Raw genomic sequence first — 16,630 nt, forward strand, 5'->3', positions numbered from 1 at the left:
GGAACTCCGGATCAGCCTGACCGACGGCGAGCGCGACCCATCGGCCGGTGTCCGATGGCCGCCAGACGAGACACCAGTTCCTGGAGGGCGGCGTCGATCTCCTCCTGGGCCGCCTCGACGACCTGGCCAGGACCGGGAGCGCGGCCGTGGTGGCCGTGCCGCTTCCGCAGCCCGTTCCGGTGGCTCGAACCGGTTTCCGGGTGGCGGTCTGGCCATTCCGCCGGGTCCTGCGGTTGTTCGCCTGGATCGGGCGGATTCTGTCCTCGTTGGGCGATCTGTAGTGGTCGCGTTCGTGGGCGCCCTCACGGCGAGAGCCGCGTGCGGTCGCTGCCGCCTCCCGGGGTCGGGGGCGTCATCCCTGAAGACGATCTTCGTCGAGCTCTACCTTCCTGGGTTGAGTCGGATGTCCTCCTCACGCCAGAGGTGGCGGCCGTACGCGATTGGCACCGTGAACAGGGTGAAACGTGCACTCATCATCAGCGCCCTGGCCCTCACACTGGCCGGATGCGCCTCCACCCCACCGCAACGCCTGACGGTCCCGAAGCCGACGGGCCCGCATCCGGTGGGGACCGTCTCGGTCCACCTGGTCGATCAGTCCCGGCCGGATCCCTGGAACGGCTCCGGCAGGAAGCGGGAGCTGATGGTCGGCCTGTGGTACCCGGCCAAGGACGTGCGGGCCCACCCGGTCGCCCCCTGGATGCCGAAGGCGGCGGCGGAGCGGTACCTGAAGATGAACGACCTGGAGCCGGGCTCGGTGCTCCTGGACAGGACCGACGGCCACGAGGGCGCGCCCGCCGACACGAGCCTGGGCAAGCTGCCGGTCGTCCTGTACTCGCCGGGCGCCAACGCCTCGCGCGCGTACGGGACCGGCGTCGTCGAGGAGCTGGCCAGCCGGGGATACGCGGTGGTCACGATCGATCACCCCTATGACGCGGCGGTGGTGGAGTTCCCCGGCGGCCGGGTGGAGACGGGTGCCGAGCTGACCGACTTCGCCAAGGCGGTCGACGTCCGGGTGGCCGACGTGCGTTTCGTCCTGGACAGCCTGCCCTCCCTGGAGGAGAAGCTGCCCGGCCGTGACGGGAAGCCGCTCTTCGACCTCGCGCGGATCGGAATGTTCGGGCATTCGCTCGGCGGCGCGGCCACCTCCTCCGCCATGTACGCCGACCCGCGCATCAAGGCCGGGCTCGGCCTGGACGGCGCCGTCTTCGGCAAGGTCGCGCAGTCCGGCCTCGACCGGCCGTACATGGTGGTCGACACCGACGGGAAGGGCGGCATGGCGACCAATCCGACACTGCGCACCTTCTGGGACGGATTGCGGGGCTGGCGGCTCAACGTGACGCTCAAGGGGGCGGCGCACAACTCCTTCGGCGACGACGTCCTGCTCATCCCCATGTCGGCCGAGCCGCTGGGGCTGGGAAAGGAGCAACTTGAGGAGGTCGTCGGCACGATCCCGGCCGAGCGGGCGCTGGCCTTCCAGCGCGCCTACCCGCTGGCCTTCTTCGAGCAGAACCTGCGCGGCCGTCCGCAGGCGTTGCTGGAGGGCCCGTCAGCCGCCTTCCCCGAGGTCTCCTACCGCCGCTGACGGCGCCTGCCCGCCGGCCGTGACCACGCCACCCTCGTAGGCGGCGATGACGAGCTGCGCCCGGTCGTGCGCGGCGAGCTTGGCCAGCAGGCTGCGGATATGGGTCTTGACCGTCGCCTGCCCGACGCCGAGCCGCTCGGCGATCTGCGGGTTGGTCAGCCCTCGCGCCACCAGCAGGAGCACCTCCCGCTCCCGGCCGGACAGCCGGGTCAGCCCCGCCGCCAGCCGGGCCGGGATCCCGGTGGACTCGCGCCGGGCGAACTCCCCGATCAGTCGCGTGGTGACCGACGGGGCCAGCAGCGCCTGTCCTTCCCCGACAATGCGCAGCGCCTCCAGCAGGTCGCCCGGCCGGGTGTCCTTCAGCAGGAACCCGCTGGCTCCGGCCCGCAACGCCCCGTAGACGTACTCGTCGAGATCGAACGTGGTCAGCATCACCACCCGCGTCCCGGCGGTCATCGGGTCGGCCCGGATCAGCTCGGTGGCCTTGATCCCGTCGAGGCCGGGCATGCGGACGTCCATGAGCACCAGGTCGGGCCGGAGGGCGCGGGTCAGCTCCACGGCCTGCTCCCCCGTCCCGGCCTCGCCGACGGTCTCCAGGTCGGGGGCGGTGTCGATCAGCCTGCGCAGCCCCGCGCGCAGCAACGCCTGGTCCTCGGCGACCAGCACCGTGAACGTGCTCACCTCTCGTCCTCCCCGGAACCGCCCGGCGACGCTCCTGGCAACGGCAGCGTCGCGCGAACGGCGAAGCCGCCTCCGGGCTCGGGTCCCGCCGAGAACGTGCCGCCGTACAGGATCACCCGCTCTTCCAGCCCGGCCAGCCCGTGGCCGTCCGCACGCGGCGCTCCCCCGCGACCGTCGTCGACGACCTCGACCACCAGTTCGCGTTCCGCCCGGGTGCCGACGGCCACCCGGCACCGGGCCGGGCTGGCGTGTTTGAGCACGTTGGTCAGCGACTCCTGCACGAGGCGATAGACGACGAGGGCCGCCTCGCCGCCGAGCGCGAGGCCGGGCTCGACGTCGAGCTCCACCCGTACGTCGCCGGCCGGAATCGCCGCGACCAGCCCGCGCAGCGAGTCCAGCATGTACGGCGGACCGTCCTGATCTCCTGGGGCGTCGCGGAGCAGGCCGAGCAGGCCGCGCAGGTCCGCCAGCGCCTTCCGGCTGGTCTCCTCGATGATCGACAGGGCCTCACCCGCCTCCTCCGGGTGCGTGGCGGCGACGTGGTTGGCGATGCCGGCCCGCATGGAGATCAGGCCCATGCTGTGGGCGACGACGTCGTGCACGTCACGAGCCACACGCAGCCGTTCCGCCGTCGCCGCGGCCTGCGCCGACCGTGCGACGGCCTGCGCGGCGTACGCGCGCTGCTCCCGTACGGCAAGCCCGATCGTCCACGCCAGACCGAGCGCCAGCCAGGCGAATCCGCACGCCGACGCCGCCTCCGTCCAGGAGGGCGAGTCGATCGCGGCACCGGCGGCGGTCACCGCCAGCGCGGCCACCAGCGCCGCCACCGCCGTCCGGCGCGCTTCCAGCAGCGCCACCGCGTGCAGCGCGACCGCCAAGGGCACGAACGCCTCCCCCCACCCGGCGAACGGCGCGAACACCGCCGCCACCAGGACCAGCGCGCACACCGGCACCGGCCACCGCCGCCGCCCCGCCGTCGGCAGGCAGACCAGCGCGATCACCGGCACGGCCGCGTACGGCGACACCCCGGCGGACTCCGGCACCAGCACCGCCGGCACCGAGAACCCGGCGGCCAGGGCAACGGCCGCGAACGCGTCGACGGCGACCCAGTGTCCCGGCCGCAGCCTGCGCGCGATCAAGGGACGCCGTTCGGCCATGCGCCCACCTTAGAGCTCGCGCAGATAGGCGTGCCCTCATGGGCAGCGGTTCGGCTGCTACCGTACGTTGTTCCTGTCACGGCTTGCCGGGGGGCCACAGCGGAAAACTGTGTGCGTTCGGGTGGGCTGGGGCGTAATGATGTGCGTATGTCACGTCCTTTTGAAGAGCTTGTCGCCGAGGCTGAATCGGTTTCCGTGGAGGGTTGGGATTTCTCCTGGCTGGATGGCCGGGCGACCGAGGAACGCCCGTCGTGGGGCTATCAGCAGGCGATGAGTCGGCGGCTGGCGGTGGTGTCGGCGGCGCTTGATATTCAGACCGGTGGTGGTGAGGTCCTGGCTGGGGCGGAGAAGCTGCCTCCCGCGATGGCCGCGACGGAGTCCTGGCCGCCGAACGTGGCCAAGGCGACCAGGCTGCTGCACCCGCGCGGGGTGGTGGTCGTCGCCGACCCGGACGAGCCGCCGCTGCCGTTCGCCGATGAGGCATTCGACCTGGTGACCAGTCGGCATCCCGCGACGGTGTGGTGGTCGGAGATCGCGCGCGTGCTGCGACCGGGCGGGACGTATTTCGCCCAGCACGTCGGGCCCGCCAGCGTGTGGGAGCTGGTGGAGTACTTCCTGGGGCCGCAGCCCGAGGCGCGGCGGAAGCGACACCCTGACGACGAGAGCGCGGCGGCGAAGGCCGCCGGCCTGGAGATCATCAACGTGCGCACGGAACGGCTGGGGATGGAGTTCTTCGACGTCGGCGCCGTGATCTACTTCCTCCGCAAGGTGATCTGGACGGTGCCCGGTTTCACCGTCGAGCAGTACCGCAGCCGCCTGCGCGAGCTGCACGAGAAGATCGAGGCCGAGGGCCCGTTCATCGCCCACTCCACCAGGACCCTCGTCGAGGCGCGCAAGCCCGGGGGCGCGTAAGAGCTCGCGGAGACAGGCGTGCCCTCATGGGCGGCGGTTTGGCCGGTTGTCCTAGCGGTGGGTGGTCCATGCCCGGCGGATCAGGCTACGCACGGTAATGATCGTGTCGGCGAGGTCGAAGAAGGCGTTGATGACGGTGGTGCGGCGTTCGTAGCAGCGGGTGAGCCGGTGGAAGGCGTTCTGCCAGGCATGGGTGCGCTCGACGTGCCACCTCCGGCTCGCCTGGATCGGCGCCTTCTCGCCCTTGTCCGCGATGCGCCAGTGCAGGTTTCGGGCGGTGAGTTCGGAGCGGGTCTTGTCCGAGTCGTAGCCGGCGTCCAGGTGCACGGTGATGTCGTCGGGCAGCGGCCCGAGGTCGTCCAGCAGGTCCAGGGTCGGGGCGAGCAACGGGGAGTCGTGGCGGTTCGCGGCGGCCAAGACCCTGCCGAGGGGGATTCCATAACCATCCGTCATGCCCGAGCGTTTCAGGCCCTGTTTGCCACGATCGACCGGTGAGCGTCCGGCGACCTCACCGCCGCCAGGGGCCTTCGTGATGGAGCCGTCGATGGCGATCTGGTCGAGCACGAGCCCCACGATCCGGTCGTAGGACTGGAGCGCGATCTGCTTGAGCCGGGCGAAGACGCCGAGACGGATCCACTCGTCGCGACGGTTGCGGATGGTGGTCGCCGAGCACGTCGTGTCGGCGATCCCCTGGTAGGAGCAGCCGAACCGGAGAAGTTGCAGCAGTTTGTCGAACACTATCCGGTCGTTGATGCGGGGACGGTGGCACCCCAGCGGATGGCCCGGGTCGACCATCGGGCGCTCGGGCAGCAGCGCCGCGAACTGGTCCCAGAGCGGGTCGGTCAGCCATGATGGCAGGACGGGCACGGGTCTCCCCAGTGATCACAGAGCATCGCAACTCCATGATCACCGGGACCTGCGCCCGCCTTGCTGCCGGGTCCCCCACGCCGCCTATCTGCGCGAGCTCTTAGACGGGCGGACCATGGCCGCCGCCCGCTCCCTCGGACGACGGCCGCCAGGGCCCACAGACGTGTTGTGAGGGCTGGAGCCGTCGTAGACGTTCCAGGCGTCGTGGCCGCTTGGTCTCGATGACGCTGTCACTGACCATGATCAGGGCTTCGCGGGCCGCTTGCGGGCAGGAGTGGGCGTCAATAGCCGACAGGGCGCCGGCCACTCTGCGGGGGCGGCGCCTTCCTTCTTGCCGTGCTGCTCGCGACGGCCGTCGCTCCCCGATGTCCGGCCGCCTTCAGGCGGCGCTGATCGGAGCCGGGTTCTCGGGGAGCTGCCAGCCGCCGCCGCGGTCCTCCTTCGAAAAGCGCGCGGCGAGTTCGGGGACGTGCAGGAAGCAGGCCAGTGCGGTGGCGGCCTGGAAGGCGTCGATCGCACGCTGGGTCGTCGGCATGCCCAGGCGGAGGAGGCGCGGAATCACCTGGCCCTGGATCTCGTCGACGAAGGGCCGCAGCACGCTGTCGTAGTTCGCCAGTGCGGTCGGCAGGTCGTCCGGGTGCCGGTTGATCTCGCCGGCCAGGACGTAGGCGCCGACCAGGCCGCCGGAGACGCCCATGCCGCTGTAGGGGGAGGCACAGTGGGCGGCGTCGCCGGCCAGGACCACGCGGCCCTTGGACCAGGTGTCCGTGCGGACCTGGACGATCTCCTGGGAGTAGAAGAAGGGGCTCGTCCGCATGCCGTCGATGAAGCGCTCGCTCTGCCAGCCGGCGTCGCGGAACCTGCTCGCCCAGAACTTCCGCTGGCGCTCGACGGGTTCCCGGTGGATCGCCGAGGCCTCCTCGGACTCCTCCCGCATCACGAAGTACACCTGCGTCTCGGTCGGGTTGTGGCTGCGGCGCATGATCTGACGGCCACCCGGGACCATGTAGGTGTCCCGGATGTCGCTGTCGGACGCGATGCGCGGGATGAACCAGTAGGCCATGTGGATGCCGACCCGCCAGTACGGGTCGCGGCCCGCGGGGAGGATCGCCCGCCGGATGCGCGATCCCTGCCCGTCCGCGCCGACCAGGAGGTCGAACTCGCCGGAGGACCCGTCGGAGAAGTGCGCGAGGACCTTCTGTGCGTCCTGTTCGAAGCCGTCCACGCTCACGCCGAAGACGTGCTCGGTGTCGTCCTTGGACGAGTCGTACAGGATGCGTACCAGGTCGCCGCGCATGATCTCGTACTCGGAGGTGAGGGTCTGCCGGCCCTGGCCGGAGGTGTTGGCCATGATCGTCGCCTTGGTCCTGCCGCGCGCGTCGACGAAGGCGACACCCGGCTCGTCCACCAGCTTGCCGCGGACGGCGTCAAGAAGCCCCATCCGTTCGGGTTATCTATCAGTGATAGATTTGTCAACGTGACCAAGGTGAACCGAGAGATCGTCGTCTCCGAAGCCCTCGACCTGCTCGACGAGGTCGGGCTGGACACGGTCAGTACGCGGCGGCTGGCGAAACGGCTGGGCGTCGAACAGCCCTCCCTCTACTGGTACTTCCGCACCAAGAAAGACCTCCTCGCCGCCATGGCGGAGGCGGCGATGGCACCGCATGCTGCCGCCCCGCTGCCGACCCCGGGCGACGACTGGCGCGACTGGTTCCTGGACAACACGCGAAGCTTCCGGCGCACCCTGCTGATGCGCCGGGACGGCGCACGCCTCCACGCAGGCAGCACCCCTGCCAACGACCTCGACCGGATCCGCCGCAAGATGGACTTCCTGGTCACCTCCGGAGTGCCCGAGCGGGACGCCCAGATGGGGATGCTGGCCGCCGGTCGTTTCACGGTCGGCAGCGTCCTGGAGGAACAGGCGGACGCCGGCTCCGGCGACGGCTCGGATCCACCGGCGGACATGCCTGTGATCGACCACGAGTCGGCGTTCGAGACCGGCCTGACCCTCATCCTGGACGGCCTGGTCCACCGCACCGCAATGTGAACCGCCTCCCCGTCGTCAAACGAGCTGGGGCTCAAGTGATCAGTGCATCACCATAAGTAGGGATCGGACAGATGGTGGTGCCGGGTACACCCCGCGATTCCTTGTACATCCTGGACTGCTTGATCAACCTGGATGCCGGGCCGAAAACCCGAGGTGGTCACGACGGATCAGGCCGGCGACAGCGACATGGTGTTCGGGATCTTCTCCATGTCTCCTGCTCGGCCGGGTCGTTGTCGGCGATGACGCCGTCGTTGCCGATCGCAGCGCGGGGTCGGCGAGGGAACGCAGCAGCGCCACGGTGCGCACGCTGCACCCGTGAACGTCCCTTCGAGAAGGCCGCTGACCCACAGTACGGGCCTTCCAGCTTGGGGCGCCCCGTTCTCGCCGACCGGACGGTCGAGCGTCATCCTCTGGGACGACGCCGTCGCGACCTCCGGAGGAGACGGCCGAGACCCGGCGACGATGTGCTGGGCACCCCAGCGGCAGCAGATTGGGCCGGGTGAACACCTCTCCCCCACGAAACCGTCCCACAATCGTGCCGACCCTGATCGTCGCCGTCTGGTCGGTGAGCTATCTGCCCCTCAGCCTGCTCTGGGCTGTCGGAGGGCCCGCATATCCCTTCGACGCCGGCCGTACGAGCGCGGGCAGCACCCTGCTCGACCCTCTTCCAGCGGCAGCCGGCGGGGCCGTGCTCGCGGTGTCGGCGCTGGTGGCCGGCGTCGTGGCCGTGCTCGCCGGCAGAGGTCCGCTCGACCGGGCCCCCGCCGTCGTGGCCGTCGCGCTCGGCGCCGGCCTGGCGGTGCTCCTGCCTGACGTGCGCATCATGATGACCGCTGGATATCTGCCGGTGATGCTGGTTGCCGCGCTCGCCGGCCAGGCCGAGTTCTCGATGATCGCCACCATGCTCACGTGGCCGAGCGTCAACCTGCTCATCCTGATGGCGGCCGGCGTCAGCCTGATGCTCCTGGGGACGCGCGCGCTGATCGCAGGGACCGGGCGGCCCGGCAGCGCCGCCCGCGCGCTACGGGTCGGGCAGTACGCGACCGCCGTCGCGGTCGCCGTCCCCGTCGTCTACGCCGTCACCCGCTTCGGCTGGCTGCTGGGCGTGCCTGTCGGGCTCAGCGACCAGTTCCTGGCCCACATCGCCGAGATCACCCCGATCGGCGCCGGTCTCAGCACGCTCGGTCTCATCGGTGCGGGCCTGACCTTTGGCCTGGTCCGGCCGTGGGGCGAGATCTGGCCGCGCTGGGTGCCGTTCCTGCGCGGGCGTGCGATTCCGGCGAGGCTCCCGGCCTACTCGGCTCTGGCCGTCTCCCTCCCCGTCACCTCCGCCGGACTGATGTACGTCCGCAGGAAGCTCACCGGCGAGCAGGTCGGCCCTGCGGGGGCGAACACCGAACTGGGGGCCTGGCTGCCAGAAATGTTGTGGCCGCTGTGGGGTGCGGCTCTGGCGGTGGCCGCGCTGGCGTACCTCTCCCGCCGCCGGCACCTCGTTCACGCACACCGACCATAATGGTGGGCGTGCGAGAGTCCCCGTCATCTTCCGATGCCGCGGTGGACTCGTTTCTCGACCGGCATCAGGTGAGCACCGATGCCCTGCTCGCGGTCCTGCTCTTCCTGCCGCTCGGCCTGGTCTCGTTGAGCCTGCTCCGGGCCTCGGACAGTCCTCTGCCGCCCCGCCTGCTCGCGGGTCTCGGCCTGCTGGTGCTGCACGGGTGCGTCGTTCCGCGTCGGCTGCGCCCGCTGGTGGCGTACGGCCTGGCCGCCGCGGCGATGCTGCTGCTGCTGGCACTACCGCCCCTGCATGACCCGGGCGGCGCCTACTATCCGGCGGTGCTGCTGCCGAGCACGCTGGTCTTCGGGCTGCTGCTCTACACGGCCTGCGGCCGGCTCGACCTGCTGCCCAGCCTGGCCTGTCTGGGGGTCGCCCTGACGGGTGTGGCCCTGGTCCTGGCACGTCTGTGGAATCCGGCCTCATGGGGCGGCTCGTCGGGCTCCTACGAGCTGGTCGCGTGGCGGATCGGGCTGTCGGTCGGCCTGGTCGCCGCAGCGGCATGCCTATGGTCGCTGGGCCGCCTCAGCCGGATCCGGGTGTTGTTCCTGTCCGAGCTCAGAGCGAAGGCCGAGCGCGCAGAGGCCGACCGTGCGCGGGAGCGGCAAGAGGCGGCGCGGGCGGAGCGCGACCGGATCAGCCGCGAGATGCACGACGTGGTGTCCCACTCGCTCGCCGTCATGGTCAGCCAGGCGGAAGGTGGCAGGCTGTCCGACCTCGGCTCGCCCGGGGCGGATGTGTTCGCCACCATCGCCGGGGTCGGGCGCGAGGCCCTGCGCGACATGCGCGGGCTCCTGGGCGTGCTACGCGCCGACGGCGGCACCACTCCGCAACCGGGCCTCGGCGATCTCTCCGACCTGCTCGACCAGGTACGCGACACAGGCGTCCGGCTCGCCGTACAGGAGGTGGGGGACGCCCGGCCGCTGCGCCCCGCCGTCGACCTGACCGCCTATCGTGTCATCCAAGAGGGGCTGACCAACGTGATCAAACACGCGGGGGCGACGGCCGCCGCCGGCATGACGCTGGCCTGGCGCGCGGACAGACTGCACATCACCATCACGAACGACGGCGCCGGGCCGCCCGCCGGAGAGGCAGGCGTCGGGCTGACCGGGATGCGCGAACGTCTCAGCATGGTGGGAGGCACCCTGGAGGCCGGCAGACGCTCCGGCGCCGGCTTCGAGCTGTCGGCCACCCTGCCTTATGAGCCGAGGAGTCTCCCATCATCCGGATCATGATCGTCGACGATCAGGAGCTGCTGCGCAACGGCCTGACCATGGTCGTCAGGTCCCAGCCCGACATGGAGGTGGTCGCCGAGGCCGCTGACGGCCTGGCGGCCCTGTCGGCGCTGGAGTCGCGGCACGTCGACGTGGTGGTGATGGACATCCGCATGCCCCGGATGGACGGTGTCATCGCCACCAGAGAGATCCAGCGGCTGGACGACCCGCCGAAGGTGCTGGTGCTGACCACGTTCGATCTCGACGAGCACGCCCTGGCCGCGCTGCGCGCCGGTGCGAGCGGGTTCATGCTGAAGGACGCGCCAGGTGAGGAGATCATCGCTGCGATCCGGCACGTGCACCGGGGTGACTCGATCATCGCGCCCGCCACGACCCGCCGGCTCATCGGGCGGCTCGTCGCGAAGGCCGACACCGACCCGGACGCCGTGCTCAAGGTGCTCACGGAGCGTGAGCGTGAAGTCTTCCTCAGCCTGGCCGGAGGCGCGTCCAACGCCGAGATCGGGGTCGAGTTGTTCTTGTCGGAGACCACGATCAAGACCCACGTGGGGCGCATTCTGACGAAGCTCGGGCTGCGCGACCGGGTCCAGGCGGTGGTGCTGGCGTACGAATCCGGCGTTGTCACTCGGGGTGAGCGTTAGGCGCCGACTCACGCGCATCGCGTCCGTGCCCCTGGGTTGAGGTCGACGGGGAGTCGGCGTCGGGGTCCTGTACTGGTGCATATCCGGCTGGGACTCCCGCCAAGCCTCCGAGCGCCGAGCGAACTCGGCACGGCGGCGTTCCATCTTGTCGCGCATCCCGAGTTGGACCTTGAGCACTACATCGGCGAGACCGTCGCATCGATTCGGAGGATGCATCAGGACCGCGCCCGACTCCCCCGGCGCGCGCTCGTCCGTACCGGCCACCACGCGGACAAGATCTTGGTTGCCGCCACGAGGGCCGCGGCCAGCAGCACGGCGGTGAATACGGGACGAAGACGGGTCACATGGGCTCCTGCGGTCAGGTCGCGGGGTACGCGAAAAGGCGTCTGTGACGCCACCGGATGCCCCGATGATCCCCGAGGCCGCACTGCCGATCGTCGGCGAGTGACAGAGTTCCGGACTCCTCCCGGAAGGCGATCCTTCGGCCTGACGGAGGACCCGTCCCGGCCCGGAGCAGGACGGCACCTCGATCTGCCCGGGGACGCCATCGGAAGGAGCATGCCTTCTCCGTCAGGCGCGGCCGATGGCGTTCAGGGCAGACGGACAGGAGACGCCGGGGATCAACCTCGTCGAGAATTTGTTCGTTGCTACTGGGAGCCAAGGAGCCCGGCAGACCGCAAGGCGTTCCTGCAGGCGACCGCCGACTGGCGTACGGGCCGCTGGAGACGATCGCCCGTTAGGTGCAGACCCTCGGCGAGGTGTCGCTGGTAGAGCTGACCACCGAGTACAGCGTCGGACGCTCCACCATCCACCGCAACATCCACGGGCCAGAGACCTCCGGTTAGCATCGCGCGCGATCCGTTGAGCAGCGGGACATCGGTGACAGCGATGGCGTTCGCGGGGGCGAAGCCCGAGTTCGCGACCAGGGCCATGGCGAGGGCCGCTCCGGTGAGGGCGCGAGGCGGGGAGCGAGGGGGTGCAGGTCAGCATCGACGCGGCAGGGCGGCCCTGATCCCGGAAGCCCGTGGACCCTTGGCGAGACTGACCATCAGAACCAATTTGGTCAGTACGTTCGTTAGCATGTCCCCGGAAGTCCATGAAAGGAGTTCGCCATGACCAACGTCGGCAGGACGGCCGGTCGCGCGCTGGTGGCCGGGCTGGGGATCGCCCCCGTCCGCTGCTGCGCGGTGACGTGGAGCGTGGCCTGTTCACGGCGCTGCCGGACGATGTGGAGATCCGCTACTCCACCGTCCCGACCCGCATCGTCCAGGACGACGCCGCGGCGGAGGTGACGCTGCACGACACCGCCTCCGACACCACCGTGACCGAGCGGTTCGACCTGGTGATCGGCACGGACGGCATGCGCTCGACGGTCCGCAGGCTCGTCTTCGGCCCCGACGAGGAGTACCTGCACCCGCTGAACTACATGGTCGGCGCCACCGTGCTGGACGGCCCGGTCGACGGCTTCGGCCTGCACGAGGGGCTGGTCCTGGCCGAGCCGGGCCGCTCGGTGTGGGCGTTCCCGTTCGCCGACCATGCCCCGAGCCTGCTGTTCTCCTACCGCACCGGCGACGTCGACGCCGAGTTCCGCCGCCCGCCGATCGAGTCCGTCCGTGCCGTCTTCGGCCCCCAACCCACCGGCCCCCTGCTGGAGGGGCTGCTGACGCGCTTCGAGCAGGCGCCCGACGCGCTGTTCGACTCGGTGCAGCAGGTCAGGATGCCGCGCTGGCACCGTGGCCGGGTCGTCCTGATCGGCGACTCCGCCTGGTGCGTCACCCTGTACGCGGGCATGGGCGCCTCCAGCGGCATGGCCGGCGGCGAGCTGCTGGGCACCATGGTGCAACGCCATCCCGGCGACCTGCCCCGGGCGCTGCGGGCCTGGGAGGCGCGCATGAGGCCGTTCATCCACCTGCAACAGGAGAGCGCCCTGCCCGGACGGCGCATCTTCACCCCGCATGATCGTAAGGAGCAGCTCCTGAGAGCTGGGATGATGCGCCTGATGCGGATGCCGGGCGTCGGCAGGGTCACGGGCAGGAGAATGTTCAACAACAAGGACATGCGGGCCAAGAACCTCGACGTCGCAGCCCTCTGATCCCAGACCGAACACCGCGACAGCACGACAACGGAGGACAGCGCAGTGAGCCGGCTGATCGAACACCACTCGCACAAGGCCGCCCGCATTCTGGACAGCGCGCGCGAGCTGGTGGCCGACCACGGCGTGCGCAAGGTCACCGTCAGCGAGATCGCCGCGGCGGCCGGGGTCGGCAAGGGCACCGTCTACCTCTACTGGCCCACCAAGGAGGACCTCATCCTCGGCATGTTCGCCCGCGAACTGCTGGCCTTCCTGGAGACGGTCATCGCCCGCGTCACCGCCGACCCCGCCGCCGTACTGCCGCGTCATCTGGCTCCGCTGCTGATCCGCACCGGGCTGAGCTCCCCGCTGGCCCGCCGCCTCTCCACCAAGGACGCCGACCAGATGCGGCTGCTCACCGAGCAGGCCGGCGACCGCGACCTGTTCGAACGCACCCGGCCCAGCGCGATGTGCCAGGCGGTCATGCCGATCCTGCGCCGCCACGGACTGCTCCGCCAGGACCGCCCGCTGGCCGACCAGTCCTACGCCATGCACGCCCTGCTCACCGGCTTCGGCACCTCCATGTCCGTCCCGGACTCCGCCCCGCCCAGCGCCGGCGACCCCGCCGACGTCCTCGCCGACACCGTGGCCCTGCTCCTGGAACCCGGGACCGCGCCCGCCGACCAAGCCGTCACCGCCGCCGCCGACGACACCGCAGCCGCCTTCCGCGAAACCAGGAACGCCGTCCTGGCCATCATCGACCGCAGCCAGACCCCCCAGCAATGAACCCCGGCAGGCCCCATCCGGGGCCGTGGCCGCCTGGGGCGGAAGGAGCTCGCCTGCGATCATCGGAACATGACGATCGCTGCGATCTACGCTGATTTCGCCGCGCGCGAGGCGCACGGTGTGTCGCCCATGTACGAGCGCCTGGCATACGCGGTGACGCGGGATCTCGAACTCCTGGCTCTGCTCGCCGAGCTTCCGCCGGCCAAGCGGCAGCCGAACCTGCTGTTCGGCGTGGTCCGGTTGCTCGGCGGGCCGGTCGAGGATCCGGCCGCGTTCCATGAATTCACGGTGACGAACTGGCCGCTGATCGAAGCGGAGATGCGCACACGGACCACACAGACGAACGAGGCCGGACGGTGTGCCGTCCTGCTGCCGGTGCTCGCCGCGCTGCCGCAGCCGCTGGCGCTGCTGGAGGTCGGCGCGTCCGCCGGGCTGTGCCTCTACCCCGACCGGTACGCCTACCGCTACGGCGATCACCTGGTCGGCTCCGGTGACCCGGTCCTCGCCTGCACGCCCACCGACATGGCGCCGCCGACCAGCCTGCCCCAGGTGGTGTGGCGGGCCGGGCTGGACCTGAACCCGCTCGACGTGACCGACCCCGCGGATCTCGCCTGGCTCGACGCCCTCATCTGGCCCGAACACACGCACCGCCGCGCCAGACTGCAGTCGGCGGCGGCCGTCGCCGTGGCCGACCCGCCGCTGCTCGTACGGGGCGACCTGGTGGACGACCTGCCGGCACTGGCCGCGCAGGCCCCACCCCATGCGACGCTGGTGGTGTTCCACAGCTCGGTGCTGTACCACGTGCCGATGCCGCGACGGGCGGCGTTCGCCGAGGCGGTACGCGGGCTACCCGGACACTGGATCGCGAACGAGGCCCCCGACGTGCTGCCCTACGACACGCTCCCGACGCCGCCGGGCGAGGCGCTGTACCACGTGCTCGCGCTGGACGGGAGGCCGCTCGCCTGGACCCGATCGCACGGCCAGGCGATCACCTGGTTCCCGCCCCAGGGCGGCGCGGCCGGGAGCTAGCGTCGGCGCGGGTGACGGCGCGGGTGACAGCGTGACGGCCCGGGAAGTCGACCAACCTCAGATCGAGGACGATTCCGCTGGATCCGCACCTTGAGCGGTGGTGTCGGCGAGCCCTCCCCGCCGCGCATAGGGTGCCATCCCCTCACGGACGGAGACGCCATGATGCAGAGGACGGCGTAGTGTCCCAGGACCTTGGCGACGACCGGGCTGCCGAAGAGGTTCAGGCGGGCTTCCATGATGTGCTCCTTGTTGCTGTCATTGGCTCGACCATGAGATGCCGGAGCCCCGGGCCCTGTGACAGACGAGAACGTGACAAGCGCCACACCGGTGCGGGCCCCCGGGACAGCCGAGCCCCGCCCTCCCTGACCCGTGAGCGGGAGGCATACTTCCGGCTTATGGATCTCGGCATCCTGGTCGAGCGCACGACGCGTTACGTGATGCTCGTCCACCTCCCCATCGACCGCAGCGCCGAGCGCATGCGCGACGCCCTCCGGTCAGTCCGTGGCAGCGCGGCTCCAACGACTCCCCGGCCGAGCGCCTGGCCACGCCACTCACCGCAAGCACCTAGACCCTAGGTCTACGCGTGCGTTCTGGTACCAGGCTCAGCGACGGCGGTCCCGGCCCATCGGGGCTGCCTGGTCGTTGATCTGCTGGGCGTTCTTCCTCAAGCAGCCGGGGCTCGTCTCAGACTGCCCCGCCACCGGGTCAAGGCAGCCGCGGCGGTGAAGGCCAGGGCCGCACACCCGAGCTGGGCAAGGGCCGTGGAGGTGGGCACCGACGGCAGGTCCCCGAGGTCGCCCAGGGCCGCCGCGGGCAGGAACAGCAGCAGCGCCGCCCGCCGACCCACGGTCGACCGGCACGCGTACCCGGCCGCCAGCGCGACCACGATCAGCCACGGCACCGGCTTCCAGCTCGTGATGACATGGTCGGCGATCACGTCTACCCAGCGCGCGCGCACGATGGCCTGCCGACGATGAGCCCCATGAGGGCGAGCGGCCCCCACAGCAGGAAGGCGCCCCGGGAGATCAGCCCGACCGCACGGTAGGCCACCGGCATGAAGGCGATGACCAGCGCCATCACCTCGGCCACCAGGAGGGGGCCGTAGTTCGGGACGAACAGCATGTCCAGATTCAGTTCAGGGCCCGGGGAGCCGGCCTGACGCAGCGCGAACGCGACGACGGCGAGCACGGCGATCCACCGGCGGCCGAACAGCACGGCCAGCGCGGGCAGGGCCGCGACCAGGGCCGGCTCGGTCAGGAAACGGATCGAGCTTGGTTGCTCCAGAAAGGCAGCGCCGTGACGCAGGGACTCGGCGGCTCGCAGCGACACGGTCGCCACCTCGGCGACCAGCATCAGGAACGGCCACAGCGCCACGGCGACGGCCAGCCCGTCGCGCCAGGCGACTGCCGAGACCGCGCCGAAGGCCCGCCGGGCATGCACCCGCGCCGCGCCCCACAGCAGGTCGGCCACGTCGGCCAGGTCCGGGTGGGTCTGTTCGGGCCGTGCCCCCGCCTGCAGCACTCCCATCTTCTCTGCTTCGTGCCGCGCCCGGTGGTCGCGGGGATATCAGGCCAGCAGCCGCCGGTAGCGGGATTCGAGCGGGGTCATGCCGTTCCTCCCGAGCCGATCGCGCGCAGGCGTGCGGTGGCAGCCGTGGCGTGCCTGCGCATCCGCTCGGCCTCCGCCGCCAGCCTCGCGGCGCCGTCGCCGGTCAGCCGGTAGTAGCGGCGCACCCGGCCGTCGACGATCTCTTCCCGGTCCTCGGTGATCAGGCCCTCGTCCTGGAGGCGGTCGAAAGCGGCGTACAGGGTGCCGGCGCGCAGGCGAACCTGGCCGTCCGAGATGCGCTCCACGTCGGTGATGATGCCGTATCCGTGTTGTGGACCGGCAGCCAACGCGGTCAGGATCAGGAAGGTCGGCTCCTGCATCTGTCTCATGTGATCAATATATACCGGTCACCTACCTATAGAGCGGACGGCCGTCACAACCGATCAGGGGTCAAGATGACTCCCATGACGACGCCCTCGCGAGAGGCACGGCCAGGCTGCTGACCGTACTGGCGCTGACGGTGAG

Annotated in this window: 17 protein-coding genes and 1 pseudogene; 11 read left to right on the forward strand and 7 right to left on the reverse strand. The window is 70.7% G+C overall.

What is annotated here, in order from left to right:
- Positions 1 to 47: 47 nt before the first annotated feature.
- Together ACIHAD_RS37720 and ACIHAD_RS37725 are read left to right on the forward strand one after the other, a co-directional pair.
- On the forward strand, positions 48 to 281 hold the full coding sequence (locus tag ACIHAD_RS37720) for a hypothetical protein (RefSeq protein ID WP_397359521.1): 234 nt from the start codon (positions 48 to 50) through the stop codon (positions 279 to 281).
- Positions 282 to 457: 176 nt separating this feature from the next.
- Positions 458 to 1,582, forward strand: coding sequence for an alpha/beta hydrolase family protein (locus ACIHAD_RS37725; RefSeq protein ID WP_397359522.1), 1,125 nt, complete (start codon positions 458 to 460; stop codon positions 1,580 to 1,582).
- Here ACIHAD_RS37725 and ACIHAD_RS37730 read toward each other — a convergent pair.
- Together ACIHAD_RS37730 and ACIHAD_RS37735 are read right to left on the reverse strand one after the other, a co-directional pair.
- Complete coding sequence (locus tag ACIHAD_RS37730) at positions 1,547 to 2,263, reverse strand: response regulator (RefSeq protein WP_397359523.1); 717 nt, start codon at positions 2,261 to 2,263, stop codon at positions 1,547 to 1,549. The genes ACIHAD_RS37725 and ACIHAD_RS37730 overlap by 36 nt on opposite strands.
- Entirely contained in the window at positions 2,260 to 3,420 is a 1,161-nt protein-coding gene (locus ACIHAD_RS37735) for a sensor histidine kinase (protein ID WP_397359524.1), read from the reverse strand. The genes ACIHAD_RS37730 and ACIHAD_RS37735 overlap by 4 nt, the downstream gene beginning before the upstream one ends.
- Before the next feature lie 147 nt (positions 3,421 to 3,567).
- Between ACIHAD_RS37735 and ACIHAD_RS37740 the strand changes: the two genes are divergently transcribed.
- Positions 3,568 to 4,332 carry a class I SAM-dependent methyltransferase gene (locus ACIHAD_RS37740; protein WP_397359525.1) on the forward strand — a complete coding sequence of 255 codons (765 nt, stop codon included), beginning with the start codon at positions 3,568 to 3,570 and terminating at the stop codon, positions 4,330 to 4,332.
- Positions 4,333 to 4,383: 51 nt separating this feature from the next.
- Here ACIHAD_RS37740 and ACIHAD_RS37745 read toward each other — a convergent pair whose 3' ends face one another.
- Both ACIHAD_RS37745 and ACIHAD_RS37750 read right to left on the reverse strand, forming a co-directional pair.
- Positions 4,384 to 5,199, reverse strand: a complete 816-nt coding sequence (locus ACIHAD_RS37745; RefSeq protein ID WP_397359526.1) for an IS5 family transposase — start codon at positions 5,197 to 5,199, stop codon at positions 4,384 to 4,386.
- 379 nt (positions 5,200 to 5,578) lie between these two features.
- Positions 5,579 to 6,640, reverse strand: coding sequence for an FAD-dependent monooxygenase (locus tag ACIHAD_RS37750; protein ID WP_397359528.1), 1,062 nt, complete (start codon positions 6,638 to 6,640; stop codon positions 5,579 to 5,581).
- A 36-nt stretch (positions 6,641 to 6,676) separates the two neighbouring features.
- Between ACIHAD_RS37750 and ACIHAD_RS37755 the strand changes: the two genes are divergently transcribed.
- The 8 genes and pseudogenes from ACIHAD_RS37755 (at position 6,677) to ACIHAD_RS37790 (ending at position 14,557) form a co-directional block, all read left to right on the forward strand.
- Complete coding sequence (locus ACIHAD_RS37755) at positions 6,677 to 7,246, forward strand: TetR/AcrR family transcriptional regulator C-terminal domain-containing protein (RefSeq protein ID WP_397359529.1); 570 nt, start codon at positions 6,677 to 6,679, stop codon at positions 7,244 to 7,246.
- A 59-nt stretch (positions 7,247 to 7,305) separates the two neighbouring features.
- Positions 7,306 to 7,456: pseudogene (locus ACIHAD_RS37760) on the forward strand (Tn3 family transposase); the annotation flags it as partial.
- A gap of 325 nt (positions 7,457 to 7,781) precedes the next feature.
- A complete protein-coding gene (locus tag ACIHAD_RS37765; RefSeq protein ID WP_397359530.1) occupies positions 7,782 to 8,759 on the forward strand; it encodes a hypothetical protein in 978 nt (325 codons plus the stop codon).
- Positions 8,760 to 8,800: 41 nt separating this feature from the next.
- Positions 8,801 to 10,033, forward strand: coding sequence for a sensor histidine kinase (locus ACIHAD_RS37770; protein WP_397359531.1), 1,233 nt, complete (start codon positions 8,801 to 8,803; stop codon positions 10,031 to 10,033).
- Complete coding sequence (locus ACIHAD_RS37775) at positions 10,030 to 10,671, forward strand: response regulator (RefSeq protein WP_397359532.1); 642 nt, start codon at positions 10,030 to 10,032, stop codon at positions 10,669 to 10,671. The genes ACIHAD_RS37770 and ACIHAD_RS37775 overlap by 4 nt, the downstream gene beginning before the upstream one ends.
- Positions 10,672 to 11,863: 1,192 nt before the next feature.
- Positions 11,864 to 12,763 carry an FAD-dependent monooxygenase gene (locus ACIHAD_RS37780; protein ID WP_397359533.1) on the forward strand — a complete coding sequence of 300 codons (900 nt, stop codon included), beginning with the start codon at positions 11,864 to 11,866 and terminating at the stop codon, positions 12,761 to 12,763.
- Between the two features lie 45 nt (positions 12,764 to 12,808).
- Positions 12,809 to 13,528, forward strand: coding sequence for a TetR/AcrR family transcriptional regulator (locus ACIHAD_RS37785; RefSeq protein ID WP_397359534.1), 720 nt, complete (start codon positions 12,809 to 12,811; stop codon positions 13,526 to 13,528).
- 69 nt (positions 13,529 to 13,597) lie between these two features.
- Positions 13,598 to 14,557 carry a DUF2332 domain-containing protein gene (locus tag ACIHAD_RS37790; protein ID WP_397359535.1) on the forward strand — a complete coding sequence of 320 codons (960 nt, stop codon included), beginning with the start codon at positions 13,598 to 13,600 and terminating at the stop codon, positions 14,555 to 14,557.
- A gap of 664 nt (positions 14,558 to 15,221) precedes the next feature.
- Here ACIHAD_RS37790 and ACIHAD_RS37795 read toward each other — a convergent pair.
- From ACIHAD_RS37795 to ACIHAD_RS37805, 3 genes are all read right to left on the reverse strand, one after another.
- A complete protein-coding gene (locus ACIHAD_RS37795) occupies positions 15,222 to 15,494 on the reverse strand; it encodes a hypothetical protein (RefSeq protein WP_397359536.1) in 273 nt (90 codons plus the stop codon).
- 2 nt (positions 15,495 to 15,496) lie between these two features.
- Positions 15,497 to 16,084: a hypothetical protein gene (locus ACIHAD_RS37800; protein ID WP_397359537.1), complete on the reverse strand. Its 588-nt coding sequence runs from the start codon at positions 16,082 to 16,084 to the stop codon at positions 15,497 to 15,499.
- Between the two features lie 77 nt (positions 16,085 to 16,161).
- The gene (locus ACIHAD_RS37805; protein ID WP_397359538.1) at positions 16,162 to 16,494 is read right to left on the reverse strand and encodes a PadR family transcriptional regulator; all 333 of its coding nucleotides are present in this window, start codon (positions 16,492 to 16,494) and stop codon (positions 16,162 to 16,164) included.
- Between the last annotated feature and the right edge of the window lie 136 nt (positions 16,495 to 16,630).

The organism is Nonomuraea sp. NPDC052265 (assembly GCF_044547985.1).
Taxonomy (GTDB): domain Bacteria; phylum Actinomycetota; class Actinomycetes; order Streptosporangiales; family Streptosporangiaceae; genus Nonomuraea.